We start from the raw sequence: 25,733 nt of genomic DNA on the forward strand, positions 1-25,733 counted from the left end.
CGAGATCATCACAAGGCGGACCCTTTCGAATGCCGGCCCACCCAGCGATTGCCCCGGTCAAGCGACTTCAGCCCTGGCGCACGCTCGGCTTTCGCCTTTCGCTCGTCCTGGTGCTTGCCGTCATCAGCGCCGTCGCCTGCACGATCGGATTCTTCCTCGTCCAGGACTTTCATCAGACCGTGGACGCCGAACGCAGCCGATTGCGCAGTTCGGCCTCGGCCTTCGCCGCAGCGTCGTCGCAGGCCGTCGAATCCGGGGACCGACGCGGCGTCCTCGAAGTCATCCGCGGGATCCGCGGCCTGTCCCATGTCGGCTACGCCGACGTGACCACCGCCGATGGCCGGATGCTCGCCGAGATCGGCACGGCGGAGTCCCTGGTCAGCTCCAATCGTGAACTCGGCGAAGGTGGCCCTCTGGCGATGTTCTTCGCCGATACGATCACCGACCGGGTCGAGGTTCGCAATGGTGGCGAGATCGTCGGCTGGCTTTCGATCCATGCCGACGTCGCCTGGCTGAGAGACCGCTTCTTGACCCGCCTGCTGATCGCCGTGGCGTTCGGCCTGAGCGTGCTGGTGGTGGCGCTCATGGCCGCCTGGTGGCTGATCGGCCGGATCGTGCGGCCGCTCCGTAGCCTGGCGGGCGAATTCGCCGATATCGGTCGGCGGTCCGATCTGTCCAAACGCCTGGTTTCGACCTCGAATGACGAGGTCGGCGTGCTGACCGACGCCTTCAACACCATGTTCTCGAAGATCGAAGAGCGCGATCATCTTCTGCAGAAACACCGCGAGACGCTGGAGGAGACGGTTCTCGAACGAACCGCCGAAATGCGCGCCGCCAAGGAGGAGGCCGAGCAGGCGAATGCGGCGAAATCCGAGTTCCTGGCAACCGTCAGCCACGAGATCCGCACGCCGATGAACGGCATGCTGGTCATGGCCGAAATGCTGTCGAAGGCGCGGCTGCCGGAACAGCCGAACCGCTATGCCCAGATCATCCTGCGCTCCGGGCGCGGCATGCTGAACATTCTCAACGACATTCTGGACCTGTCCAAGATCGAATCCGGACGGCTCGACCTCGAATCGATCCCGCTGTCGCTGGACACGCTTGCGGAAGACGTGGCGAGCCTGTTCGCCGAACGGGCGCGGGAGAAGTCGCTGTCGATCGGGCTCGTGGTCGGCTCCGACGTGCCGGGCGAGGTTCTCGGAGACCCGGTCCGCATCAGCCAGGTCCTGACCAATCTGGTCAACAACGCCCTGAAATTCACCGAGACCGGCGGCGTGACGGTCGAATTGCGCTGCCTTGGCAGAAGCGCCGACGGCGCGAAGCAGCGGCTGGGCTTCTTCGTGCGGGACACGGGCATCGGCATTGCGGCGGACAAGCTGGACGGGCTGTTCAGCCGGTTCGCCCAGGCGGATGCGACGATCACCCGCAAGTTCGGCGGCACGGGGCTTGGCCTCGCCATTTCCAAGCAGCTGGTCGAGGCGATGGGCGGGACTATCCGGGCGACGAGCGAGGAAGGGGTCGGGTCGTGCTTCAGCGTCGAGATCGAGTTCGCCGTGACGCGGGCGGCCCCTGCCCCGGCCTCGCTCGCGGGACACTCGGTGCATCTTCTCGATGACGATCCCATCACCCGGGCGGCCACCGCGACGGTTCTTTCCGAACGCGGCGCCCGCATCGTTGACGCCGATGACGAGAGCGACTCCGGCGTCGATGTCGTCCTCGCGAGGGCGACCAGCGAACTCGCCGCCGCCGATCCGACACGACCCGTCATCCTGCTGCTTGAGGCCGGCGAAACGGTTTCCGGCAAGGGCCATGCCGGCGAGATCGCGCTGCCGCTTCGACGCGCCGAGATCGACACGCTGGCCCGCTGCATCCAGGAGCGGGACTTCGCGCCGCTTCGCAACGGTGAAGCCGAGGCCGGGCCTGCCGAGACATCCGGGGCGCGATATGCCGATCTGCGCGTGCTCGTCGTGGATGACGGGCTGGTCAATCGCGAAGTGCTGAAGGAAGCGCTCGCCAGCTTCTCGGTCGCGCCGGACCTTGCCGAAAGCGGCATGACCGCGCTGACGATGATCGAGAACGCCGCCTATGACGTCGTCTTCATGGATTGCTCGATGCCGGAGATGGACGGCTACGAGGCCACGCGCCGGATCAGGGCGACGGAGGCGCGGCTCGAACGCCCGCGCTCGCGCATCGTCGCGCTGACGGCCCACGGCCAGGACACGGATGCCGCCGGATGGCGGGCGGCCGGAATGGACGCCTATCTGACCAAGCCCTTCACCATCTCCGAGATCGAAGAGGTGCTGCAGGATACCGCCCGGCCGGATGCCTCGCTTCCGGCCGAAGAGGCGGCCGACACGCCGGCAGGGGCGGCCGAAGCGGCGCCGGCCGAATGGCAGGACGTGCCGATCCTCGAAGCCGAGACGGTGGACATGCTGCAGATGCTCGCCGAGCAGAACGGATCGGCCTTTCTGGAACGGATCGTCGGCCTTTTCCGGAACAACGCTCCGACCGCATTCGCCGATCTGACCGGCCATGAGGGCGACGCGGCCGAGACCGCCCGTCTCGCCCATGCGCTGAAATCCATGTGCCGGAGCGCCGGTGCCGGTCGCGCGGCGGCGATCTGCGAAGTCATCGAGGAGCGCGCCAAGGCAGCGCAAGAGGTCCCCCCGGCGCTGTACGAAGACCTCCGCATTGTCCTCGCGGAGTCGGAACGCCAGCTCTGCGCCCTGATCCCGCCGCCGCCTGCGGAGGTGATCAACGGTTGAGCAGGGCCGTGAACGCCGCTGCACGATGCAGTGTTCGGGCGCTTTCTATCCTCTGTGCTAAGCTCTTCTTAAACGTCTCTATTAGCTGGGCTTTTATGAAATCGGGCGACAATCGGAAGTCTGAAACGAGACTTCTGGATGCTGGCCAAACTTCGATCATTCCTGGCGTGCCGAAATGGCAACTTCGCGCTCATCACCGCGCTGGTGATGCCGGTGTTGCTGCTCGTCGCCGGCGGCGGGGTGAACTATTCGCTGGCCTTCGCCACCCAGACCCGCCTGCAGTCGGCGGCCGACGGGGCGGCGCTCGCCGCGGCGCGCGAGCTCTATCTGGCGAACACCAAGCCCGAGCTTCTCCAGCGCACGATCGAAACCATGGTGGCGGTGAACCTCAACGTCGATCCGGCGGACGTCACGACTGAGGTCTCCTTCGGAAGACCGCAACAGGACACGGCGGCGAAGGCCGGGGTCCTGAACGAGGTGACCGTCGAACTCTCGATGGATGTCGATCTAGCCTTCCCGATCATGGGGTTCGACGAGATGTTCGGCCGCACCAGCGCGCTGGCGACGGCGCGGGTCTCGGGCGGCGGGCGGATCTGCATGATCGCGCTCGCCGAAACCGGCAACAAGATCGTCGACATGTCCGGCGATGCGCAGATCCTGGCCGACACCTGCGCGGTCTATTCCAATTCCGTCGCCACGATCGGCGTGTCGGTCACCCAGCTCGCGAAGCTTTCCAGCGAACTGACATGCTCGGCAGGCGGCTATTTCGGTCTCTTCACCAATTACGAGCCGATGCCGCTGACCGACTGTCCGGCGGTGAAGGACCCGCTTGTCTCCCGCGTCGCCGAGACGCCGACCCATTGCGACCATGAGAAGCTGACGATCAAGGACACCAACAAGAACCTTTATCCCGGCATCTATTGCGGCGACATCAAGCTGTCGGGCACCTCGGACGTCGTGCTTCTGCCCGGCACCTACACCTTCTGGAACGGGTCGCTGCGGGTCGAGAAGGGCGCGACGCTCACCGGCGAGGGCGTCAGCCTGGTCTTCCTCGGCAAGAAGGCGGGCCTGCAGGTCAAGAACGACACCGAGATCGCCCTGTCGGCCTCCCAGACCGGCGCCATGGCCGGCATCCTGATCTATGCCGACCGGGACACGGACAAGGACCGCAAGTTCCGGATCGAAAGCCACAACGCCCGCAAGATGGTCGGCACGATCTACATGCCCGAAGACACGCTCACCATCGGCGGCGACAAGAACGGCGACGGCGTATGCGACCCCGACCCGGTGACCGGCGTGGTCGAAGGCCTGTTCGGCTGCGATTCGGAGGTCGGCCAGATTTCCGAATGGACGGCGATCGTGGCAAAGGCGGTCGAGGTCACCGCCGGCGTGAAGCTCGTCCTCAACACCGACTATGAAGGCTCAACCGTCCCCGTCCCGGCCGGCGTCGGCCCGGTGGGGCGGAATATTGCGCTGACGCGGTGAGGGTTAAAGTCGGTTGCGTCTGTGCTTGAACCGCCGATTGGCAGAGATGGGCCGAAAGCGGACTGACGGCTCTGGAGCGGTGGAACTGAGAAGCTGCCGTTCCGCACTCGATCCCATTGCGGACGCGAAAGAACGTAACGGAATCGGAACTGGATACCCGGTGTGAAGGGGAGTTTGGGCGATTGGTTCGAAGCCACCTTCAGAAAGGCCAGTGGCTCGCGACTTCGCCTTTTGTCTCAGGCGAAATCAGGTCCGCAATTTCTTCGAGGAGCGGCCGCAGTTTAGCGCTGTCTGCCTGCGCCATACTGTTCTCAATTGTCGATGACGACCAATGATCGGCTTGGAAAACTGAGGCGGCGCGCCCGCGGATCTCCAAAGCCGCGTCATCACGAAGCTCTTTGGAAGGTAAACCTCCTGCCGTCATCCGCGCGCTTATTTCTGCCTTAAGCCAAGCCTCCGAAATACTCTCGTCCCCAAGAAGCGTGAGTGTCACGAGTGCGTAGACTCCCCGTTCCAGTATCGCCCAGCCAGTTTGATGTCGGCCTGCTTTGAATGTCCACGACAACAGCATGTTACCAATGTCGTTCCCAAGCTTTGGACACCCGTACTTGTGCGCATCCACCGCCGCTTCAAACAGTATTTCGGTCATCTGGAAATTCTCGACGAACTTCACGGTCTCTTCGTCGTCGGGCACCCAAGACAAGACCGCGATCAGCCAAGCCGCGTGTTTGCGCAGTTCCTGCTGTCTATGCTCGTCACAAGGGGAGGTGTTCGACACAGCGATCAGCATCGAGGTAACCGCCGTGATCCAGTGAATCATGTCGGACGTGAATTGCGATCGTTTTTCGATGGCATGAAGGAGAAGGTCCTTCTCAGTCTGATACATCCCATCCGCCCATTCCCCGAGATTGGCGATAACCTGCTGGGCGTTCACATCGTCCGCCGGCGCATCCGCGACGGCGTTGACCAGTTGGGAAAGCCGCGCCGCGAGCCCTTGTGCGCTCGTGACTGAGTAGTAGGGCGCAAGATAGGTGCTGTGGACGCTCATCAACGGTGCGTCCGGCAGGGCCATGAACAGCTTGGCGATCAGCTTCATGCTGCTGCGGATGTCCCGCGCCGCGAACTGGACTTTCCGCGACTTTGTCCGCAACAGCTCGAAGCTTAGGCACGCGAGCTGTTCAACCCCGGTGGACGTGACGGGTCGGAAATCCTTGCGCGCCACCCCGGCGCATGAAATGATGCCGATCTTCTGCACCAGAGCCGTGATGCCCTGCGGGCCTTGCACTGCGAGCAGCATGTCGGCGCATTGCCCCATCAGCCGCACGCCTTCCATGAGTACGTCTGGCATGTTGTGTGGCAAAAGGCGCTCGACGTCTGCAGTGAGGTATCCTGCCGCGAGATGCGCGTGGGTCTTCGACGCATGCGGGCTGGCATAATCGATTGCGAGGTACACTCGGACGAGTTCGGCCATAGCCTGCAGCGTTTGTTCGATCTGCTGTTCATCGCCGCGCTTGATCGCTATACGCGCCGTCTGCCGTAGATGCTCAAGCGTATTATTGATGAAATCATCCGTGGTGAGCGGGTTATCAAAAATCAGCTGGTTGGCGAAGAAAGTCTTTCCCTTCGCGTCAACATACGAAGCGTTGATCCTGATGATCGCGTTCATCGCCACAGCGCTGACCTCATGGTCACCTTGCTCGGCATAGCGGCGCGCGAACGACACGGAATAGCGAACGCTCTGCTGCGCCCCGTCCGTCCAGCCACGATTGACCTGAAAATACTTGGTGCGCGCCAGGTCATGTTGGGGGGAGTAGGGATCGGTCTGAAGCGGTCGGCTGCCATCCGACAACAGCGGGTCCGCACGTTCCGCTCGTCTCGCCCACGCTCGCAGCTCGCGTTGCGTCCGCTGAACGATCATGCCGAGTTGTCGCACCGGGTTCACCAGAATCAGCGCGCGACAGTAGCCGTAGAGAAACAGCCCGAGGATAATCGCGGTGGCCCAGAAAGCCGCAAACACGACGACGCCGACCCGCTTTGGCTCTAGGACAAGCGACAGGCCGGTAATTGCCACCGCGAAAAGAAACGTCGCCGCAAACGCGCTTAGAAGCCTTCGATCAGCGCTGAGTCTGCGGAACAGGCCGTGCGGCATCCTCTCAATATTGACCTGCATCGCGAACAGCACGAGCGACGAAACGATGGCCGCCGCTCCGATCAGCGGGCCGCCAACGGCAAGCAAGAGCGACCGCAACAATGCGAGTCGTGCTTCGGTCGAGAAACAAGGTTCGAGTATCCCTTGAAGCGCCGGAATCCAGAACGCGCTTATGCTGATCAACGCCAGTAGCAAGATGGCCATCGCTAACGGGCCATGCCGCTTCTGCCAGAGCAGATACGTGTAGCGGGCGCCATATAGCCACTGCCAAAGCATTGCCCTGAGACGGGCTAATCTTATTAACGCCCGCCGAGCTTTCTTTTTGAATCTTTGCGACGCCAAGCGGAAACCGACTCGTAACCTCTTCCAGATCATCTTGCCCTTTTTTGTCGGACGCTCAGATCGCATTGCCTCCCTCTACATCAGGTGTCGCAGCAAGGAACGCGAATAGGGCACAATTGGGCACGTCTTTCCATGAAGAGTGGAATGATACGTGTTGTTTGAACGCAGGCACGAGAAAAGCTCCGCCCCTCGCCCCAGGAATGCGGACTTGAAATGTCTACTTCTTAGCGAGTTTTCCAACAGTAGACGGTCGAGAATCCACGCACTTACAACGTTGCCTTAGCGACGGGTAGCGTCCGCTTTGGAGGAGTTGGCTGATCTGTAGCAACGGCTTGAATGGGCGCCAACCTGCCACTCCCCCCAACACCAACAGACCCCGGACGCTGCCGTCCGGGGTCTGTTGCCGTAAGCCGTCGATGCAGCGAATGGGGCGTTATTCGCCGCCGCCGAGGCTGTGGACGTAGACGGCGAGTTCCTTGACCGTCGTCTCGCCGAGCCGGTCGCCCCAGGCGGGCATCTCGCCGTGGCGCGGTGCGGTCACCTGGGCGACGATGTCGGCCTTGTCGCCGCCATAGAGCCAGATCGCGTCGGAGATGTTCGGCGCGCCGACCTCGTTCATGCCGCCGCCGTTCTCGCCATGGCAGAAGGCGCAGTTCTCGGCATAGACGCTCGCCCCGCGCTCCGCCGCTTCCGCGTCGCCCGCCCGGTCCGACAGGGACAGGACATATTCGGCGACGTCGCTGATCTGCTCGCGCTCCAGAAGGCCGTCGGCGCCGAAGGCCGGCATGTCCGACACGCGGGTGTCGTCGTCGCCGTGGAAGCGGATGCCGTGCATGATCGTCGTGTAGATCGCCTCCGGGTCGCCGCCCCAGATCCAGGCGTCGTCGTTGAGGTTGGGATAGCCCGGCCCGCCCTGGGCGCCCGAACCGTGGCACTGGACGCAGTTGACCTTGAAGGCCGCGCGCCCGGCGCCGATGGCGAAGCTTCTTAAGTCCGGATCGGCGACGATCTTGGTGACCGCCGAGGTCTGGATCTGGGTGATCCGGTCGACATTCATCATGTCGGCCCGGGCGATGTCTTCCCGGAGCTCGGCCCGGCTCGACCAGCCGAGAACGCCCTCGGTCGCCGAGTTGATCAGCGGGATCGCCGGATAGAGGATCACGTAGATCAGCGAGAACAGGATCGTGGCGTAAAAGGTCCACAGCCACCAGCGCGGCAGCGGATTGTTCAGTTCCTTGATGCCGTCCCAGCTGTGGCCCGTCGTCTCGACGCCGCTGACCGCGTCGACTTCCTTATGCTCGGCCATTGGCTCAATCCTCTTTGAAGGGAATGGCGGCCGCGTCGTCGGCCGCCCGGCGCGCGCCGGGTCTGAGGACCCACAGGACGACGCCGATGAAGAACAGGGTCATCGCCAGGAGACCCCAGGAGTCCGCGAAGGTGCGCATGGAGTGGTAGTCGAATTCCATCTTCGCCTCCCTCAGCGATCGTTTTCTTGCGGGTCATAGGCCGAGAAATCGACCAGCGTGCCGAGCATCTGGAGATAGGCGACGAGCGCATCCATCTCGGTCAGCCGCGTCGGATCACCGTCGAAATCGCCGACGACGGCCTTCGGATAGCGCGCGAGCAGCGCCTCCGTGTCACCGTCGGCCGCGGCCTGGACGAGGAGGTCGTTCCGGGCGTTCTCGACCATCTCGTCGGTGTAGGGCACGCCGACCGTGCGGTTGGCGAGGAGATGGCCGGAGGGGTTGTCCATCTCCAGTTCCGTCGATGCCAGGAAGGCGTAGGACGGCATGATCGATTCCGGCACGACCGAGCGCGGCGCCTTCAGGTGCTCCACATGCCAGTCGTTGGAATAGCGGCCGCCGACACGGGCGAGATCCGGACCGGTGCGCTTCGATCCCCACTGGAAGGGATGGTCGTACATGGATTCGGCGGCGAGCGAGTAGTGCCCGTAGCGCTCCACCTCGTCGCGGAAGGGCCGGATCATCTGCGAGTGGCAGACATAGCAGCCCTCGCGGATGTAGATGTTGCGGCCCGCCAGCTCCAGCGGCGAGTAGGGCCGCATGCCCTTCACCTTCTCGATCGTGTTCTCGAGATAGAAGAGCGGCGCGATCTCCACGATGCCGCCGATCATCACCGTGATCAGCGACAGGACGAGAAGCAGCGTGACGTTCTTCTCGATCTTGGAGTGGTTGGCGAGGATGCCCCTCGCCACCGGGTCTGCCTTGAGTTCGGGCCGCGCGCCTTTGAGGGCCGGGTCCTGATTGTCCTTGGTCATGGTGTTCCCCCTTAGCCGGCAGCCTGGGCGACCGGCGCACCGCCGCCCATCGGGACCTCGCGGCGCAGATCGCCGCGGATCGTCTTGTAGATGTTGAAGGCCATCACCAGCGCGCCGAGGAGGTAGAGAACACCGCCGAAGGTGCGCAGCACATAATAGGGATGCATGGCGGAGACGGTCTCGGCGAAGGAGTAGACCAGATAGCCGTCCTCACCGTATTCGCGCCACATCAGGCCCTGCATGATGCCCGAGACCCACATCACGGCCGCGTAGACCACGATGCCGAGAGTCGCCAGCCAGAAGTGCCAGTTGACCATGCGCAGGCTGTAGAGCCGCTCCCGGTTCCAGAGCTTCGGAACAAGGTGATAGACCGCACCGAAGGAGATCATGCCGACCCAGCCGAGCGCGCCGGAATGGACGTGTCCGATGGTCCAGTCGGTGTAGTGGCTCAGCGAATTGACCGCCTTGATGGACATCATCGGGCCTTCGAAGGTCGACATGCCGTAGAAGGCGACGGAGATCACCATCATGCGCAGGATCGGGTCGGTGCGGAGCTTGTCCCAGGCGCCCGAGAGCGTCATCAGGCCGTTGATCATGCCGCCCCAGGAGGGCATCCACAGCATCACCGAGAACACCATGCCGAGCGTCTGCGCCCAGTCGGGCAGCGCGGTGTAGTGGAGGTGGTGGGGACCGGCCCAGATGTAGAGGAAGATCAGCGCCCAGAAGTGGATGATCGACAGACGGTAAGAGTAGACCGGACGGTTCGCCTGCTTCGGGATGAAGTAGTACATCATGCCGAGGAAGCCGGCGGTGAGGAAGAAGCCGACCGCGTTATGGCCGTACCACCACTGGGTCAGCGCATCCTGAACGCCGGCGAAGGCCGAATAGCTCTTGGAGCCCAGGAAGGAGACCGGCATCGCCAGATTGTTGACGACATGCAGCATCGCGATGGTCACGATGAAGGCGAGGTAGAACCAGTTGGCGACGTAGATGTGGGGTTCCTTGCGCTTCACCAGCGTGCCCACGAAGACCGCCAGATAGGCGACCCAGACGATTGTCAGCCACAGATCGACATACCATTCGGGCTCCGCATATTCGCGGCCATCGGTGATGCCGAGGAGGTAGCCCGTCGCGGCCAGCACGATGAAGAGCTGGTAGCCCCAGAAGACGAACCAGGCGAGATCACCGCCCCACAGGCGGGCGCGGCATGTGCGCTGGACGACGTAGAAGGAGGTGGCGAGCAGCGCGTTGCCGCCGAAGGCGAAGATCACCGCCGACGTATGCAGCGGGCGCACCCGGCCGAAATTGAACCAGGGCTCGATGTTGAGATCGGGCCAAGCGAGCTGCGAGGCCGCGACGACGCCGACAAGAAAGCCGACCACGCCCCAGAACATCGTCGCGATGGCGCCGTAGCGCACGACATCGTCCTGATACGCGACCGTATCGGCAGTGCCAGCCGTACCCCCGCCATTGGCGCGGAGCGGAATCATCTTGTCGCCGGAAAAATCGATCTGCCGCATGAGCACGATCGTTGCCATAACCAGCACGAAGAAGAGCACATAGGAATGCGCTCTGAAGGAATCGTCTGCCGCGAAGCCGGCGCTTAGCAACGCCAGGAACGCGGCCAGACCGATGAACACCGTCACGGTCGTATGCTTCATTGTCTTGCCACCCTCCAATAACCGCCGCTCGGAGGCGGCCGTCGGGCCGTCCGAAATCGGCGGGGATTGGGCGCTGAAGTGTCAGCTTTTGGGCAAATGCGCTTTGACTTGGATCAAGGTGATGCCGGGCAAGACGGGGCTAGAAGTCGCAATCATCCCTTTCCAGCCGGAGCCGTTTCATGACGTTCCTTCCTCAATTCCCATCGGAAGATCGCCGAGAACACGATGATGGCGCGGTCGTCGTCATACATCCTGCAGCGAAACGGCCAGCGCCGCCAGTCTCCGCCAGCGCCGTCGCTCCGGACTTGAGCGTGACGGCGCTGCTTCGCCGGCAACTCGCCTGTCAGCGGGAACTGTGCCGCTCGCTGGAAGCGATCGCCGACGCATTGCCGGACAATCTGGATACGCAGCACACGCTGCACGTGGCGCGCTCCATCGGGGCGACCATCCGCAAGGCTCATCATTTCGAGGAAAACACCATCTTCCCGCTCCTGAGCCAGCATTTCGAGAAGCGGCCGGAACTCTTCGGCACGCTTCAGCGGCTCCATTACGAGCACTGGGAAGACGAGAGTTTTGCCGACGAGCTCTGCGAGAAGCTGACCGACTATGTCCGTCGCGGGGAAAGCTCGGATGCCGAAGCGCTCGGCTACATGCTGCGTGGCTTCTTCGAAGGGCTGCGACGCCATCTCGCCTTCGAGGAAGAACATGTCGTTCCCCTGATTGCAGAACTGGACCGTAGCAATGAGCGGTGAAGCGCCGGTCACGATCGACTATCGCGCCGTCCTGAACCGCTATGGGGCGCAGATTCCCCGCTATACAAGCTATCCGCCGGCACCGCATTTTTCGGCCGATGCCGGGCCTGCGCTGAAACAGGCCCTCTTCGACGGCCTCGTGCCGCACGACCCGGTCTCGGTCTATCTGCACATTCCCTATTGCGATAAGCTCTGCTGGTTTTGCGGCTGTCACACCAAGCAGACCCGGCGCTACGAGCCGGTCGCCACCTATGTCGACACGCTGATCGCCGAGATCGCGGCCACACGCTCAGAGATCGGATTCTCTCCGCTGCTCGGTGCGCTGCATCTGGGCGGCGGTTCGCCGAGCCTGTTGCGCAAGGAAGATCTCTTCCGCCTGAACGAAGCCCTGCGCGCGGCCTTCGACTTTGCGGCGGATGCCGAGATCAGTGTCGAGATCGATCCGTCGGATGTGACGGCAGACACGCTGACCGGGTTGCGGGCGCTCGAAATGAACCGCGCGTCCATCGGTGTCCAGGATTTCGACCCTGCCGTTCAGGCTGCGATCAACCGGCCGCAGACCTTCGAACAGACGCGCGACGTGGTCGAGGAACTCCGTTCCTCCGGACTGTGCAGCATCAATATCGACGTGCTCTATGGTCTGCCCCTGCAGACGCCCGAACGGCTCGACCGAACCGTCGACAAGGTGATCTCCATGGCGCCGGACCGCGTGGCCCTGTTCGGCTATGCGCATGTGCCCTGGGCCAAGAAGCACCAGACGATGATCCGCGAGGAGGATCTGCCGGATTCAAAGGCCCGGCTCGCGGATGCGGCGCGCGCCGCCGAGGCGTTCCAGCGAGCCGGCTACGAGCCCATAGGGATCGATCATTTCGCCCGCCACGGCGACCGGCTGGCCAAGTCGGCGCGCTGCGGCCAACTGGCACGCAACTTCCAGGGCTACACGACCGACCGCTGCAGCGCGCTGATCGGTTTCGGCGCCTCGGCGATCAGCCAGTTTCCCGGCGGCTTCGTCCAGAACATCGTGCCGACGGCGAATTATCGCGAGGCGGTCAAAGCCGGCTTGACGACCGGCGACCGGGGCTATGCCCTGACCCCAGACGACCGCATCCGCGGGCATATCATTGCCCGGCTCATGTGCGATTTTGCGCTGGATTTCGCCGAGTTGAAGCGTCAGTTCGGCGCAGACGCCACTTCCTATATCCGGGAGGCGCGACGTCACGCCGCAACCGACAGTCTGGGCCTCGTGGCGATCGAGAATGACCGCTTCGTCATCCGGCCGGAAGCCAAGCCCTATACGCGGGTGGTGGCCTCCTGGTTCGACGCGCATCTGGCGGCCAAGGCGGCGCGTTACTCGAAGGCTGTCTGACGGCCCGCGCCCGGCAATCGCTGCGATACGCCGGGCAGGCGCCTATCCCCAGTCACGGCGCATGGTCGCCATGCCGCCCGAGCGGCCGAGTTCCTCGTAGCCAGCAGCCTGGTAGACCGCGAGTGCCGGCTCGTTGTCGAGTTCGACCTTCAGGGTGATCGAGATGGCGCCGAGATCCCGGGCGGCCTGTTCGGCGAGGGCGGCGAGTTCCTTACCCGCCCCGCCACGGGACTCTTCCTCCACGAAGACGTAGACGAGATGGCGCACTTCGGGACCGATCCCGACACGCAGGGCGAAGAAGCCAACCTCCTTCCCATCCGCGTCGACAAGGTAGAAAGACGCATCGTCCGGCTCGTTCAGCCACTTCTCCTGCCATTCCAACGGATCGAAGGGATGCTTGGCGCTGGGATTGACCAGCGCCAGATCCTCTTCCTTGTCGAGAAGCCTGGCGAGTGGTGCCAAGTCGAAAGGGGCATTGGGGCGAAGGGTGAAGTCGGACACGATCAGCGTTCCCATGACACGTCTTGGAGGTTCATGGCCGCGCGGTCTTGCACGGACTGACCGCACCCTTCAACCGCCAGGACTCAATAGAACAGGGAATTGTCCATCATCTCGGCCTGCTTGGCCCATTTGCCGCCTGGATCGTGCGGCGGCGTCGATGCACAGGCACCGAGGAAAACGGTAGCGAGACCAAAGATCAGGATTTTCATATATGTCGCCAAGCAAGTCCATCCTTCTGTTCGCTGCGAACCTGAGAGAGGGATTGGCGGGGCGAGATGGCACTTTCAAGACACGTGCCGATATGAAAAGCCCGCCCGCCTCCCCATTGGGGGCCGGCGGGCGGGCAATCGATCGAGAGAGAGTTTCAGGCTTATTCGGGCGTCTGGCCGTCGATGATCCCGTTGGAGGGCGTGGTTCCGGTGTCGGTGCTATTGGCAGCAGCGAATTCGCTGTTCGAGGCGCAGCCTGCGAATGCGAGGGTCGACAGGATCATGCTGAGGCCGAGGAAATATTTCATGGAGAACCAACTCTTTTCGTTCACGTGTGACATACAAGCCGGTTCAACACGATGAACTCGCAAATCGTTGCTGCAGGTGCTCACACGAAATCGTGACGTCCCTTCAAGGAGTTGGCTGAGGCTCACCGCGAGCTGCTCATCCCTGACCGGACTGCAGCCCGAATGCGGCGCTCCTCAGCGCGGATCCTGGCCCGGAATGATCCCGCCCGACGGGGTCGAAGCAAGGACGGAGGGCGTCGCGCCATTGACCAGGGGCAGGCCCGAAGCCTTGCCATAGACGTCACCGAGGCCGAACAGCCAGGTGATCCCCCCGTTGCCGGCCCGCTCGACCACACGCCCGTTCGGCAGCCGAACCGAATAGGACTCACGCCGCTCCCGGTCGGAAAGGATCACGCCCTGGCCGCGCACACCGGTGCGGTAATCCTGAGCGCTCGCGGATGATGGAACGAGGCCCGCCGTCAGCGCGAAGGCCGTGGCGCAAAGAAGGCTGGCGGTCGAAAATCTCTGCAGCGTCATTGGCTGATCTCCTCATGTTCATCCGTCGGAACGGGTGAACGAGGCTCCAGTTGCGCCCTCGATCTTCAAGCTCTTGCGAGAAAACGCAAAGCGGCCGCCGCGGACAGGCAAGCCCCCAAGTCCGATCTCATGCAGATCGATCAGGACTCGTCGGCGTCCTCGGATTCTTCAGGCCGAAGATATTGCAGCAGGGCACCGATCTGCGGTCTGGCCTGGCGGGCAACCTCGACGGACGGGGCGTGAACGCAGAACATGACGGCCAACCGGCCCTTCACCGTCCAGAAATAAGCCGGCAGCATGTAGCTGTTCCGCTTCGACACGATGCCGTAGCTACGGGTGACGTACTCGCCGCTCTCCAGATCGACCGCCGTCGCCGGCGTACGGCGCGCGAAGCGATCGCTGCGCACCAGCGGATCGTCGGCGAGCACCGGGCGCAGAGCCTTTGCCTTCGCGACCAACCAGAATTCGAAGTCCGACCACGGCATCTTCTCCTCGTCGAGCATGAATTCCGTGGTCACCGGCCAGGAGCCCGGCGGCCGGTTCGGCCCCAGGGCGTAGAGGCAGGACAGGCCGGTCGGACAGTCGGGACCGACACAGTCGAAGCGCTGGCCAATCTCCATGACCGCATCGTCGCTGGGCCCGGCGCGCCAGTCCTTCAGATCTTCGGTCTGCGCCCTCGCCATACTACCGGCCGAAAGCCCGATCGCGGCGGTCACCGCCACGAGAATGCCGATCACCGATCGCCGCCAGTTCCCGCCCATGCGCAAAACCCCTCTTGCCTCGAATCGTCCTCCTTCCGCTGCACAGCGCGGAAATCGCCCCATCATGCCAAAAACGGCTTGCCACGCGCTGACCTCTCTGTTCGTCGGCCAGCTTGGCAGCGCCAGCCGATCTTGCCGCAAGCATCGACTGGCACACTTGCTTGTCCATGACCCAGTCGACCCACGATCGCACCGAACTGATCGCCAGCGAATTGGAGCGCATCGACGGCGCCCGGCCCGGCAGGGACGCCCCGGGCCGAAAGCATCGCAAGATGGAAGGCAACCCGTTCCACTTCTTCCGAGGCTCGGCCCAGCTCTTCTACACCGATCTTCACGACGGAGTGCTGACGCTGCCGAAGGGCTTCACCGACTGGGTCAAGCCGACGGCGATCATGGGCGACTGCCACATGTCGAATTTCGGCTTCGTCACCGAAAAGGGCTTGCACGGCAATCTCATCGTCTTCGTGCCGAACGATTTCGACGATGCCTGCATCGGCCACGCCGTCTGGGATATCGCCCGTTACCTGACGAGCATCTTCCTTGCTTCCCACTACGCCCATGGCGTCTTGGACGGTCAGTACGAGACCGATGAGGTGGACGACCTGTCGGGGCTCTCGGCTCCCTCGGAAAAGGACCAGGTCAAGGCCGCACGCGCCTTCCTGAAGTGCTATCGCAAGACCGCAGAGGCGATCGTGGCCGACCCACGCGAGAGACGGCGCGTACTCAGTGGTTTTCCCAAGCATCACCTCCTGCACAAGGGCATCAAGAAGGCCCAGAAGCGCGCGATCGGCGGATCCAAATTCCAGTCGAAGAGCACTCTCGGCAAGGCGGTCACCATCACCGACGAGGGCCTGCGATTCCGAGACCGCCCTGGTCGCTACAAGCGCCTCGATGCGGCCACGGCCGCGCGAATTCAGTCCGAATTCCGGCCCTATGTGGATGACGAGATCCTGGACGTGGTCGAGCGGCTGGGGGCCGGCACGGGCTCGGTCAATGTCGAGCGCTACTATCTCCTGGTCGGGCCCAAAGGAGCGTCCACCTACGCCGAACTCGCCATGTGCCACATCGTCGAGGTGAAGCAGCAGCGCCATGCCGCGCCCCTGCACCATTTCGCCGAAATCGATCCGCGCAACCGCCTCTCCCCGGCGCACCTGACCGTCGACCTGCAGCGTCTCATGCAGCGCGAGCCGGACCTTCTTCTCGACGAGGTGTCATGGGAGGGCGCCCAGTGGCTGGTTCGCTCGCGCCATCATGCCCGAGTCTGTCTCGATCCCGAAGAAATCTGTCTGCGCAAGAAGCGCCCCGGCAAGGCCCTGCGCCAATATGCCGAAGCCTGCGGCGAGACCCTGGCGCTGGCCCACGGCCGCACCGACCATCGCTCCACCGCCTTCGAAACGGCCATCGCCGCGCGCATTGCCGATTCAGGTGAGGCCCTGGTGGAAGATACGATGCGTTACGCCGAGCGGGTGATCGAGGATCACGCGCTGTTGCGCGATCTCGTCGCGCAAGCGGGCTGAGTCTTTCTGCCCGACGGTTCCAGACAGAAGAGTGCTGACTCAGGCCGCGACGTCGACCATGTTCTCTTCGCTCCGCCCCTCGAAGGCATGCTCGAGGAAGATGTCGGCGCAGGCCTCCCAGTTGAAATCGAGCGATCGGCGATAGGCGTCCTGCCGGTCGAGGGACAGCGCGGCGAGACAGGCCTCGCGCAGATCCTCGGAGATCACGCCCGACCGCGAATCGGCGATGACGTCAATCGGGCCGGGCTCCGGATAGGCCGCCAGCGGCACGCCACAGGCGAGCGCTTCGATCAGCACATTGCCGAACGTGTCGGTCTTCGAAGGAAAGACGAAGACGTCGGCCGAGGAATAATAGCGCGCCAGAGCTTCGCCCGTCTGAAGGCCGGCGAAATGAGCTTGCGGATAACGGCGCAGGAGCTCCGGCATCGAAGGTCCGTCTCCCACGACGAGCTTCGAGCCAGGCAGGTCGAGATCGAGGAAAGCCTCGAGGTTCTTTTCCGGAGCAAGCCGGGAGACGGTCAGGAAGATCGGACGCGGCAGGTCAAGAACGATCGGCTCCAGCGGCCTGAACACCTTCCGGTCGATGCCGCGCGTCCAACTGACGAGGCCGCCGAAACCCAAGGGCTCGAGCTGCCGGCGCATGGATTCCGTCGGGACGAGACAGGCCGTCGCCGGCTCGTGAAACCAGCGCAGCACATTGTAGGTGAGGCGTTCGGGAATCGGTGCGCGCTTGCGCAGATATTCCGGGAAGCGGGTATGCAGGCTGGTGGTGAAGGAGCGTCCTTCGCGCAGGCAGGCGCGTCGCGCTGCGAAGCCGAGCGGCCCCTCAGTCGCGATGTGGATCGCATCGGGCCGGAATTCGGCAAAGATGCGCGCCATGGCGTCGGCGCTTGCCAGGGCCAGGCGGATTTCCGGATAGGTCGGACAAGGCAGAGAGCGAAAATCCTGAGGTCCCACCACCTTCGTGACGACGCCGCGATCCGCCAGTTCCGACACCAGACATTCCAGCGTCCGCACGACCCCATTGATCTGAGGATGCCAGGCATCGGAAATGATCAGAACACGACGCATTCACGCAGCCTCCGTTGGCCGGACCAGTCGCGACCGTTCCGGCACCTTGCGAGCCGTCCCGAGTTTGGCGAGCGCCCGCTCCCTGACGACCTCGCTCCACCGGATCAGTTCGAAGGAGCCGTCGTAGCGCTCGGCGATCGCGGTACAGCTTTCGACCCAGTCGCCCGTATTCACATAGCTTACCGTTTCATACTCGGCCAGTTGCGCGTGGTGAATATGTCCGCAGATCACGCCGTCGCAGCCGGCTTTGGCGGCTTCCTCGGCGAGCGCCGTCTCGAACGCCCCGATGAAGTTGACGGCGTTCTTCACCTTCAGCTTCGCCCAGGAAGAGAACGACCAATAGGGAAAGCCGAGCCGCCGGCGCACCTTGTTGAAGACGAGGTTGATCGCGATCGCCGCGTCATAGGCCCAGTCGCCGAGATAGGCGATGATCCGGGCGTTGCGGACGACGACGTCGAACTCGTCGCCGTGGATCACCAGAAAGCGGCGTCCATCGGCGGTGATATGCACATCGCGCAGCTTCACCTCCACGCCGCCGAAATGGCGCCCGACGAAGTCGCGCAGGAATTCGTCGTGATTGCCCGGGACGTAGATGATGGTGGCCCCCTTGCGCGCCTTCCGCAAGAGTTTCTGCACCACGTCATTGTGGTTCTGTGGCCAGTTCCAAGACCGTTTCAGCCGCCATCCGTCGACGATGTCGCCGACGAGATAGATCTTCTCCGCGTCGTGGAAGCGAAGAAAATCGATCAGCATGTCGGCCTGGGCCGCCTTCGATCCGAGGTGGATATCGGAAAGGAACAGCGTCCTGAAATGGCGCGTCGCCGCCTGATCGTCCATAGTCGCAGCCTCGCGCTCGTTCTCGTCTGCCTCGATCACCACGCGTCGCAAATGCCTGAATCGCATTGCAATCATGTGACGGAGCGCAATTTAGCCGTCTCTCGAATGTCACACTCCACAGGTCGTTGCCGGTTTGCCGAAGCGACAGCATTGGCTATGACTTTTCGCGCCAGGGCAAGGCCCATGCGCCAAGAGAGACGGGATAAAGGGGGGCACCCATGTCGACGAACGAAGCCAAGGACGGCGAGGGCAAGAAGAGCGATCTCGACGAACAGGCGCTGTTCTTCCATCATTATCCGCAACCGGGAAAGCTGGCGATCCGGCCGACGAAACCTCTCGGCAACCAGCGCGACCTGGCGCTGGCCTATTCCCCGGGCGTCGCGGCGCCCTGCCTCGAGATCGCCCGCGACCCGAAGCTCGCCGCCGACTACACCAGCCGCTCCAATCTCGTCGCCGTGGTATCCAACGGAACGGCCGTTCTCGGCCTCGGCGATATCGGTCCCCTCGCTTCCAAGCCGGTGATGGAAGGCAAGGCGGTCCTGTTCAAGAAGTTCGCCGACATCGACGTCTTCGACATCGAGATAGACGCCCGGGAGATCGACCATGTCTGCGACGTGGTGGCGGCGCTGGAGCCAACTTTCGGCGGCATCAATCTGGAAGACATCAAGGCGCCGGAATGCTTCGAGATCGAGACGCGGCTGCGCGAGCGCATGGGCATCCCGGTCTTTCATGATGACCAGCATGGCACGGCGATCATAGCGGCGGCGGCCATCAGAAACGGGTTGCGGCTGGCCGGCAAGAAGCTCGAAGACGTCAAGATCGTCGCGTCTGGAGCCGGCGCCGCTTCGCTGGCCTGTCTCAACCTGCTCGTCTCGCTCGGCGCGAAGACCGAGAACATCCTCGTCACCGATCGCGAGGGCGTCGTCTATGAGGGCCGCAACACCGGCATGGACCGCTGGAAGTCGATCTACGCTCGCAAGACCGACAAGCGCACGCTAGAGGAAGCGTGCGAAGGCGCCGACATCTTCCTGGGGCTTTCGGCCGCTGGCGTTTTGAAGCCCGACTATCTGAAGTCTATGGCCGAGCGGCCGATGATTCTGGCGCTGGCAAACCCGGTCCCGGAGATCATGCCCGACCTTGCCAAGGAGGTTCGGCCGGACGCGATGATCTGCACCGGACGTTCGGACTTTCCGAACCAGGTCAACAACGTCCTCTGCTTCCCCTTCATCTTCCGCGGTGCGCTGGACTGCGGCGCGACGCATATCACCGAGCGGATGAAACAGGCGGCGACCGACGCCATCGCCGAGCTTGCCCGCGAGGAGGTGTCGGAGGTCGCGGCCAAGGCCTACGGTTCCGAGACGCCGGTCTTCGGGCCGGACTATCTGATCCCCTCCCCCTTCGATCCGCGCCTGATCCTCAAGATCGCGCCAGCGGTCGCCGAAGCAGCGCGAGCGGATGGCGTCGCCTCCCGCCCGATCGAGGACATGAACGCCTATATGGAGCGGCTGAACCGCTTCGTATTCCGCTCCGGCCTGATCATGAAGCCGATCTTCCAGATCGCCAAGGATTCGGCCAAGCGCGTCATCTTCTCCGATGGCGAAGACGAGCGCGTGCTGCGCGCCACCCAGGTGCTGCTCGAAGACAAGACCTGCGTGCCGATCCTGATCGGCCGTCCAGGCGTCATCGAGACCCGGCTTGAGCGCTTCGGCCTCAAGATCCGGCCTGGCAAGGATTTCGAGGTTGTGAACCCGGAGGACGATCCGCGCTACCGCGACTATGTCGACCACTATTTCGAGAAGGTCGGCCGCAAGGGCGTCAATCCCGACACCGCCCGCACCATCGTTCGCACCAACACGACGGTGATCGGCGCCATCGCCGTCTCGCGCGGCGAAGCCGACGCGCTGATCTGCGGGCTGGAAGGGCGCCTTCCCAAGCATGTCCGCGACATCAGCCAGGTGATCGGCATGCGGCCCGGCGTCAACAAGCTCGCCGCGATGAGCATCCTCTTGATGCAGGGCGTCACGAAATTCTTCGTCGACACCTATGTGCAGCGCGATCCGAACGCCGAGGAGCTGGCGGAAATGACCCGGCTCGCGGTGGCCGAACTGCTTCGTTTCGGCATCGACCCGAAGGTGGCGCTGGTCTCCCACTCCAATTTCGGCAGCGACGACACCGACGCCACGATCAAGCTGCGCGAGGCCTTGGCGATCATTCGCGCAGAGATGCCCGATCTCGAGATCGACGGCGAGATGCACGGCGATGCCGCCCTGAACGAGGCGATGCGCAAGCGGACGATGCCGAACTCGACGCTGTCGGGCGAAGCCAATCTCTTGGTGTTCCCCACTCTGGACGCCGCCAACATCACGCTGAACGTCGTCAAGAGCATGACCGACGCGCTGCATGTCGGCCCGATCCTGCTCGGCGCCGCGTCGCCGGCGCATGTGATGACGCCGTCGGTCACTTCCCGCGGCGTCGTCAATATTGCGGCCATCGCCTCGGCGCAGGCGGTGGGGCTCGAAGAATAAGAATCGGTCGCAGAGGAAGACCCCTCTGCGACCGATCCAGGCCCTTTGCGGCCAGAGCATGAGACCCGACTTCGCAGTCGGGGCTCATGCTCCAGTCTCTTGTTTTCGCATCGGATAGTCCGAAAACCGGGTCCACCTTTCGTCCGATGCGTCAGGCCGCCCTGGAAACAGGCATTTGGCGGCTGGAGTTGAGCGTGAAGGCGGCAATCTGCTCGCCCAGCACTTGAGCTTCCTTCGAGAGGCTGTGAGTGGCGGCCGTCGCCTCTTCCACCATGGCGGCGTTCTGCTGCGTGGCCGTATCCATCTGGCTCAGCGTATCGTTGACATGCGAGATGGATTCGGCCTGTTCACGCGAAGCGTCGACAATGGCCGTCACTTCCGCGCGGACCGTTTCGACCTTTTCGCGAATGCCGGCGAGCGCACCGCCGGTCCGCTCGAAAAGGGCGACGCCATTGTCGAGGGAAGAAACCGAGCGGTCGATCAGGCTGCGGATCTCGTGGGCCGCGGTGCCCGAACGCTGGGCGAGATCGCGGACCTCCTGGGCGACCACGGCAAAGCCCTTTCCGGCCTCTCCGGCCCGCGCCGCTTCGACCCCCGCGTTGAGGGCGAGAAGGTTGGTCTGGAAGGCGATCTCGTCGATGACGGAAACGATCTGCGAAATCTCCCGCGAGGAGTCGGCGATCTTTTCGATCACGGCGACGGACTCGTCGACCAGAGCGCCGGAGGACCGCGCATATTCCGAGGCTTCGGTCACGTATTTGCCGGCCAGACCGGCGCGCGATGCCGAGGACTGCACCGCAGTCGAGACCTCCGACATCGAAGCGGAGGTGGTTTCGAGCGCCGCCGCCTGCTGTTCGGTTCGACGAGCGAGGTCGTCGGACGCGACCTGCAGTTCGGCGACGCCGCGCTCGACACTCTCGGCCACGTCCTTGACGGCGTGGATCGTCTGCTCAAGCATTTCCACCGACCCGTTGTAGTCGCGGCGCAGGGCATCGAGGCTACCCGGCAGAACGCTCTGAATGCGGTAGGAGACATCGCCGCTCGAGAGCCGACGCAGGGCGCCTCCGACCTCGGCCATGGCCGCTTCCAGCTCCCGCGCCCGCTCTGCCCGTTCGGCTTCGATCTCCCTCTGCTGGAATTCCCGCTCGCGCATCCGCTCCTTTTCGGTTCGCAACCGCTCTTCAGCAGTCTGTTCGGTCGTGACGACGAAGGCCGAGACCGCTCGCGCCATCTGCGCGATCTCGTCCTCGCCGGACGTGTCGACCAGATCCATGTTCGTCTGGCCCTTGGCGAGATTGTTCATGCACTGGGTCAGGCGGCGCAGCGGACTGGTCACCGATCGCGCCAGCGAGATGGACGATCCGACGACGACGAGCACGGTCAGGAAAATGACCAAGGTCGCAGCCAGGAAGTACAACCAGCTCGTCGTGCTCTCGGCCTGGGCAATCTCGCCGATTTCATCGAGGAGTTCGTGTTCCATGTCGTTCATGACATTGATGACGCGGGTGGTCATCGCATACCACTCGCCGGCATCGAGGCCGGACAGGTCGGCGCCCACGCCGCCGCGCATGATGCGCGCGCGGATCGCCTTGGCGTCGCCTGCGCCGGCGGATTCAAGCCGCTCGGAAAGCTCTGCCATGCGGCTCATCGGCTGAAGATGCAGGAAGCGCTCGAAATAGGCCTTCGACCCGCCTGCGAGTTCCCAGAACCGATCGAAATGCACCTGGTCGGCATGGCCGGCTGCGATCATGCCCGCGCCCTCGCCCCGCTCGCGACCGGCCAGTTCCTTGGCCTGAACGATATTGTTGTAGGCGAAGATCAGGCTGGCGAGATGCACGGCCGCTTCCGAAATGCTCATGTCGTTCATGAGATCGGTAAGATTTTCGACCGCATGGTTGTAGTAGTCGAAAGCCTCCTCCCGGCCGATGGTCTGAGTGTCGATCTCATTGCGTCGCGAGTTCAGAACCTGCAAGGCCTTGGTCACGGCGGAAAGATGCGCCTGCAGGCGCTCGTCATCGACTGTCATAAGGGCCGCGGCTTCGGCCTCGAACCTGTCGAGGGCTGCATCGGTCGCCTCGCGGCTCGCCACCATCTCCTCCCGCATCTCGCTCCCGCGCGAGCCGAGAAAGCCTGCCGAACGGGCCCGCTCCACCTGGAGCGCGTCGACGACGTTGGTGACGATCTTCAGATCGGAACTCGTGCGGACGAGCGCGTCCATGCGGCGATACTCGTTGTAACTGTGCAGGATCTCGAGATCGCTCAGTACCGCGATCAAGACGATCGGCAGGAGCAAGGCCGCCGCAAGTCGCTTGTTGATGGAGAATCTGTTCATCTTCATGTCGTCTGCCCCGATTGCGGCCAGCGGCGCGCACATTGCCGCGGATTCACAATGAGCAATTGCATTCGGGAGGTTAACGAGGAATGAAGGCTTTACAGAATATGTGGGTAAGCCATTAAAAGCGATATATTTTACGACTTGAAAGCCACATCGCGAAACAGTTGCATAACTGACTTTCTCTTCGAAGGCCTTCTCAGTTCAGCGCGTAGCAAGTGTCTTCGATTCCGCCGAAATTGATGGAGACCTCGCCACCCTTGCCGCCCATCCAGTTGCGTCCCGACTGGAATTGCACACCCGAACCGGACGGAATCTGGACGAGGCGAACCTCGGGATAGGAATCGTGCGAGACATAGGCCACGAAGTCCCGCCCTTCGTTGCGATAGCGCACGTTCAGGGGAATGCCTTCGTTGCAGCTATAGGCCACGTCGCTTTCCGGCGCGCCGCTCGGCTGTGGTTGTTGCTGGCGGGGACGCAGGCCGGAGAGTTCCGCGTCCTGCTGCGAGCCGCAAATGGTGAGAATGCCGGTCTCCTCGCCGTCGGCACACATCAGACCGCCCCACTGAAAGCCCGTGCGCCCATTCGGCATCTCGATCAGGAACCAGTCATAACCATCCATCCGCACCGAACGCTCCAGGAGGATGATCCGGTCGTTCAGCCGCGTGGAGCCGATCTGGGAGTGGTTGAGGCCCGGTCCTGCCCGCACCTTGCCGCCATAGGACCGGCCCGGCAGGTCGAGCCGCTCAGCCAGCGCCGAGGACGCCGAAAGGCCAAGCATGGCCGCGACAAGGATTGCGCTTCTGAACAACGACATCGAACGACCTCCCGGAATCTTCCCTTAAGGAAGATGCATGGCAGTCGCCCGACCGCAAGCAATTTCGCCGAACGCACGGAAGGGTGATCGGACCGCTTGGCCCGCCGGGCCTTACTGCAACCGCGCGAGAAGGCGCTCACGACCGATCAGCGGCAGAAGAGGCCCCAGTTCGGGTCCATGGTCGAGGCCGGTGATCGCCCGGCGCAGGGGCAGGAACAGCGCCTTGCCCTTCACACCCGTCTCGCTCTTGATCCGCGCCGTCCACTCTTTGAAGGTCTCGGCGCCGATCTCGCCTTCCGGCAGAAGCCGCGCCGCCGAGGCGCGGAAGGTCGCTTCCCCGTCATCCTGCAGGGGCGGGGTTTCGATCGTGCCGAAGACGATTTCGGCCCAGGCCCAGGCGTCCCCCACCTTGTCGCAATTGGCCCGAACCGCGAGCCAGAACGCCTCGGCGTGTTCGGGGGAAATGTCCATGGTGGCGATACGCGTTGCCACGGCCTCGAATTCGAGACCATGCACGATCTCCCGATTCAGCCGGTCGAGTTCGGCCGGGTCAAATTTCGAGGCCGAGGCCGAGACCTCGCGGAAATTCAGCCGTTCGGACAGACGCTCGAGATCGGACACGGGCTCGATCGAACCGGACATGCCGACGAGGACCGCAAGCGACGCCACCGCCATCGGCTCGAAGCCTTCGTCGCGCAAGGTTTCGAGGGACAGCGCGCCAGAACGCTTGGAAAGCCCCTCTCCGCCCACTGTGGTCAGAAGATTGTGGTGGCCGAAAACCGGCGCCTTGGCACCCAACGCTTCGAAGAGCGCGTATTGGACGGCGGTATTGGTCACGTGATCGTCGCCGCGAATGATGTGGGTGACACCCATCTCCGCGTCGTCCACCACCGAAGGCAGGGTGTAGAGATAGCTGCCGTCGCCGCGGATGAGGACGGGATCGGAGAGCGAGGCCAGATCGATGGTCTGCGGCCCCTTGATCAGGTCGTCGAAGGTCACGTCGGTGCGCTTCGGCGCGAAGGGATCGCCCTTGAAGTTCGGCAGCAGAAAGCGCCAGTGCGGCTTGCGGCCTTCGGCCTCGAGCGCCGCACGCTCCTCGGGCGAAAGCTTGAGCGCCTCCCGGCCATAGACCGGCGGCAGACCGCGCGCCGCCTGCCGCTTGCGTCTGCGGTCGAGCTCGTCCGGCGTCTCGTAGCAGGGATAGAGGAGGCCCTTGGCCTTGAGCGTCTCGGCGGCGGCGTCATAGAGCGCGATCCGCTCCGACTGCCGGGCGACGCGATGAGGCTCGATCCCGATCCAGCGAAGATCGGTCTCGATCAGATCCGCATATTCCCGGCGCGAGCGCTCCCGGTCGGTATCGTCGAAGCGCAGAATGAACTGCCCGCCCTCCCGCATGGCGAACAGCCAGTTGAAGAGCGCGGTCCTCAGATTTCCGATGTGAAGCCGCCCGGTGGGCGACGGCGCGAAGCGAAGAATGGCAGACATGGGCCAGCGACCTACAGCAAAGCGTCCGCGGCGAGAAGAGGCGGGGCGATTGCTAT

General features: G+C 63.5%; 21 protein-coding genes. 6 read left to right on the forward strand and 15 right to left on the reverse strand.

The window, feature by feature from the left end; genetic code table 11:
* The first annotated feature begins 29 nt into the window (after positions 1-29).
* A complete protein-coding gene (locus tag MF134_RS12850) occupies positions 30-2,765 on the forward strand; it encodes an ATP-binding protein (protein WP_255339864.1) in 2,736 nt (911 codons plus the stop codon).
* Between the two features lie 138 nt (positions 2,766-2,903).
* On the forward strand, positions 2,904-4,250 hold the full coding sequence (locus MF134_RS12855; protein WP_255339865.1) for a pilus assembly protein TadG-related protein: 1,347 nt from the start codon (positions 2,904-2,906) through the stop codon (positions 4,248-4,250).
* Between the two features lie 199 nt (positions 4,251-4,449).
* Here MF134_RS12855 and MF134_RS12860 read toward each other — a convergent pair whose 3' ends face one another.
* The 5 genes from MF134_RS12860 to ccoN form a co-directional block, all read right to left on the reverse strand.
* On the reverse strand, positions 4,450-6,774 hold the full coding sequence (locus MF134_RS12860; protein ID WP_255339866.1) for a hypothetical protein: 2,325 nt from the start codon (positions 6,772-6,774) through the stop codon (positions 4,450-4,452).
* A 400-nt stretch (positions 6,775-7,174) separates the two neighbouring features.
* Complete coding sequence (gene ccoP, locus MF134_RS12865) at positions 7,175-8,047, reverse strand: cytochrome-c oxidase, cbb3-type subunit III (protein ID WP_255339867.1); 873 nt, start codon at positions 8,045-8,047, stop codon at positions 7,175-7,177.
* A 4-nt stretch (positions 8,048-8,051) separates the two neighbouring features.
* Positions 8,052-8,207 carry a cbb3-type cytochrome c oxidase subunit 3 gene (locus MF134_RS12870; protein WP_255339868.1) on the reverse strand — a complete coding sequence of 52 codons (156 nt, stop codon included), beginning with the start codon at positions 8,205-8,207 and terminating at the stop codon, positions 8,052-8,054.
* An 11-nt stretch (positions 8,208-8,218) separates the two neighbouring features.
* Entirely contained in the window at positions 8,219-9,019 is an 801-nt protein-coding gene (ccoO, locus tag MF134_RS12875) for a cytochrome-c oxidase, cbb3-type subunit II (protein WP_255339869.1), read from the reverse strand.
* An 11-nt stretch (positions 9,020-9,030) separates the two neighbouring features.
* A complete protein-coding gene (ccoN, locus tag MF134_RS12880; protein ID WP_255339870.1) occupies positions 9,031-10,680 on the reverse strand; it encodes a cytochrome-c oxidase, cbb3-type subunit I in 1,650 nt (549 codons plus the stop codon).
* Between the two features lie 311 nt (positions 10,681-10,991).
* Between ccoN and MF134_RS12885 the strand changes: the two genes are divergently transcribed.
* Positions 10,992-11,432, forward strand: coding sequence for a hemerythrin domain-containing protein (locus MF134_RS12885; RefSeq protein WP_255339871.1), 441 nt, complete (start codon positions 10,992-10,994; stop codon positions 11,430-11,432).
* The gene (hemN, locus tag MF134_RS12890) at positions 11,422-12,798 is read left to right on the forward strand and encodes an oxygen-independent coproporphyrinogen III oxidase (RefSeq protein WP_255339872.1); all 1,377 of its coding nucleotides are present in this window, start codon (positions 11,422-11,424) and stop codon (positions 12,796-12,798) included. Before MF134_RS12885 ends, hemN begins: the two co-directional genes overlap by 11 nt.
* Before the next feature lie 42 nt (positions 12,799-12,840).
* Here hemN and MF134_RS12895 read toward each other — a convergent pair whose 3' ends face one another.
* The 5 genes from MF134_RS12895 to MF134_RS12915 all read right to left on the reverse strand — a co-directional run bounded on the left by MF134_RS12895 (position 12,841) and on the right by MF134_RS12915 (position 15,093).
* Complete coding sequence (locus tag MF134_RS12895; RefSeq protein ID WP_255339873.1) at positions 12,841-13,314, reverse strand: GNAT family N-acetyltransferase; 474 nt, start codon at positions 13,312-13,314, stop codon at positions 12,841-12,843.
* A gap of 68 nt (positions 13,315-13,382) precedes the next feature.
* Positions 13,383-13,520 carry a hypothetical protein gene (locus MF134_RS12900; RefSeq protein ID WP_255339874.1) on the reverse strand — a complete coding sequence of 46 codons (138 nt, stop codon included), beginning with the start codon at positions 13,518-13,520 and terminating at the stop codon, positions 13,383-13,385.
* Positions 13,521-13,669: 149 nt separating this feature from the next.
* Positions 13,670-13,816 carry a hypothetical protein gene (locus tag MF134_RS12905; protein WP_255339875.1) on the reverse strand — a complete coding sequence of 49 codons (147 nt, stop codon included), beginning with the start codon at positions 13,814-13,816 and terminating at the stop codon, positions 13,670-13,672.
* 174 nt (positions 13,817-13,990) lie between these two features.
* Complete coding sequence (locus MF134_RS12910) at positions 13,991-14,332, reverse strand: hypothetical protein (RefSeq protein ID WP_255339876.1); 342 nt, start codon at positions 14,330-14,332, stop codon at positions 13,991-13,993.
* A gap of 140 nt (positions 14,333-14,472) precedes the next feature.
* Positions 14,473-15,093 carry a hypothetical protein gene (locus MF134_RS12915; RefSeq protein ID WP_255339877.1) on the reverse strand — a complete coding sequence of 207 codons (621 nt, stop codon included), beginning with the start codon at positions 15,091-15,093 and terminating at the stop codon, positions 14,473-14,475.
* A gap of 167 nt (positions 15,094-15,260) precedes the next feature.
* On the opposite strand from MF134_RS12915, the gene MF134_RS12920 reads away from it, so the two are divergent.
* Complete coding sequence (locus MF134_RS12920; protein WP_255339878.1) at positions 15,261-16,610, forward strand: DUF2252 family protein; 1,350 nt, start codon at positions 15,261-15,263, stop codon at positions 16,608-16,610.
* Between the two features lie 39 nt (positions 16,611-16,649).
* Here the strand turns inward: MF134_RS12920 and MF134_RS12925 are convergent, their stop codons facing one another.
* Both MF134_RS12925 and MF134_RS12930 read right to left on the reverse strand, forming a co-directional pair.
* Positions 16,650-17,681, reverse strand: a complete 1,032-nt coding sequence (locus tag MF134_RS12925) for a glycosyltransferase family 4 protein (protein ID WP_255339879.1) — start codon at positions 17,679-17,681, stop codon at positions 16,650-16,652.
* Complete coding sequence (locus MF134_RS12930) at positions 17,682-18,518, reverse strand: UDP-2,3-diacylglucosamine diphosphatase (protein WP_255339942.1); 837 nt, start codon at positions 18,516-18,518, stop codon at positions 17,682-17,684.
* 218 nt (positions 18,519-18,736) lie between these two features.
* Between MF134_RS12930 and MF134_RS12935 the strand changes: the two genes are divergently transcribed.
* Complete coding sequence (locus tag MF134_RS12935) at positions 18,737-21,043, forward strand: NADP-dependent malic enzyme (protein WP_255339880.1); 2,307 nt, start codon at positions 18,737-18,739, stop codon at positions 21,041-21,043.
* A 151-nt stretch (positions 21,044-21,194) separates the two neighbouring features.
* On the opposite strand, the gene MF134_RS12940 is transcribed toward MF134_RS12935, so the two are convergent.
* The 3 genes from MF134_RS12940 to gltX all read right to left on the reverse strand — a co-directional run bounded on the left by MF134_RS12940 (position 21,195) and on the right by gltX (position 25,677).
* Positions 21,195-23,375, reverse strand: a complete 2,181-nt coding sequence (locus MF134_RS12940; RefSeq protein ID WP_255339881.1) for a methyl-accepting chemotaxis protein — start codon at positions 23,373-23,375, stop codon at positions 21,195-21,197.
* A gap of 199 nt (positions 23,376-23,574) precedes the next feature.
* Positions 23,575-24,192, reverse strand: coding sequence for an MliC family protein (locus MF134_RS12945; RefSeq protein WP_255339882.1), 618 nt, complete (start codon positions 24,190-24,192; stop codon positions 23,575-23,577).
* Between the two features lie 111 nt (positions 24,193-24,303).
* The gene (gltX, locus tag MF134_RS12950; protein WP_255339883.1) at positions 24,304-25,677 is read right to left on the reverse strand and encodes a glutamate--tRNA ligase; all 1,374 of its coding nucleotides are present in this window, start codon (positions 25,675-25,677) and stop codon (positions 24,304-24,306) included.
* Between the last annotated feature and the right edge of the window lie 56 nt (positions 25,678-25,733).

The organism is Jiella marina, from assembly GCF_024359545.1.
Taxonomy (GTDB): Bacteria; Pseudomonadota; Alphaproteobacteria; order Rhizobiales; family Rhizobiaceae; genus Jiella.

Bases quoted from the DNA above. Each gene is read 5' to 3' on its own strand.
- MF134_RS12850 (WP_255339864.1), top strand. From the start codon at position 30: ATGCCGGCCCACCCAGCGATTGCCCCGGTCAAGCGACTTCAGCCCTGG.
- MF134_RS12855 (WP_255339865.1), top strand. From the start codon at position 2,904: ATGCTGGCCAAACTTCGATCATTCCTGGCGTGCCGAAATGGCAACTTC.
- MF134_RS12860 (WP_255339866.1), bottom strand. From the start codon at position 6,774: ATGATCTGGAAGAGGTTACGAGTCGGTTTCCGCTTGGCGTCGCAAAGA.
- ccoP (WP_255339867.1), bottom strand. From the start codon at position 8,047: ATGGCCGAGCATAAGGAAGTCGACGCGGTCAGCGGCGTCGAGACGACG.
- MF134_RS12870 (WP_255339868.1), bottom strand. From the start codon at position 8,207: ATGGAATTCGACTACCACTCCATGCGCACCTTCGCGGACTCCTGGGGT.
- ccoO (WP_255339869.1), bottom strand. From the start codon at position 9,019: ATGACCAAGGACAATCAGGACCCGGCCCTCAAAGGCGCGCGGCCCGAA.
- ccoN (WP_255339870.1), bottom strand. From the start codon at position 10,680: ATGAAGCATACGACCGTGACGGTGTTCATCGGTCTGGCCGCGTTCCTG.
- hemN (WP_255339872.1), top strand. From the start codon at position 11,422: ATGAGCGGTGAAGCGCCGGTCACGATCGACTATCGCGCCGTCCTGAAC.
- MF134_RS12895 (WP_255339873.1), bottom strand. From the start codon at position 13,314: ATGGGAACGCTGATCGTGTCCGACTTCACCCTTCGCCCCAATGCCCCT.
- MF134_RS12905 (WP_255339875.1), bottom strand. From the start codon at position 13,816: ATGAAATATTTCCTCGGCCTCAGCATGATCCTGTCGACCCTCGCATTC.
- MF134_RS12910 (WP_255339876.1), bottom strand. From the start codon at position 14,332: ATGACGCTGCAGAGATTTTCGACCGCCAGCCTTCTTTGCGCCACGGCC.
- MF134_RS12915 (WP_255339877.1), bottom strand. From the start codon at position 15,093: ATGGGCGGGAACTGGCGGCGATCGGTGATCGGCATTCTCGTGGCGGTG.
- MF134_RS12920 (WP_255339878.1), top strand. From the start codon at position 15,261: ATGACCCAGTCGACCCACGATCGCACCGAACTGATCGCCAGCGAATTG.
- MF134_RS12925 (WP_255339879.1), bottom strand. From the start codon at position 17,681: ATGCGTCGTGTTCTGATCATTTCCGATGCCTGGCATCCTCAGATCAAT.
- MF134_RS12930 (WP_255339942.1), bottom strand. From the start codon at position 18,518: ATGGACGATCAGGCGGCGACGCGCCATTTCAGGACGCTGTTCCTTTCC.
- MF134_RS12935 (WP_255339880.1), top strand. From the start codon at position 18,737: ATGTCGACGAACGAAGCCAAGGACGGCGAGGGCAAGAAGAGCGATCTC.
- MF134_RS12940 (WP_255339881.1), bottom strand. From the start codon at position 23,375: ATGAACAGATTCTCCATCAACAAGCGACTTGCGGCGGCCTTGCTCCTG.
- MF134_RS12945 (WP_255339882.1), bottom strand. From the start codon at position 24,192: ATGTCGTTGTTCAGAAGCGCAATCCTTGTCGCGGCCATGCTTGGCCTT.
- gltX (WP_255339883.1), bottom strand. From the start codon at position 25,677: ATGTCTGCCATTCTTCGCTTCGCGCCGTCGCCCACCGGGCGGCTTCAC.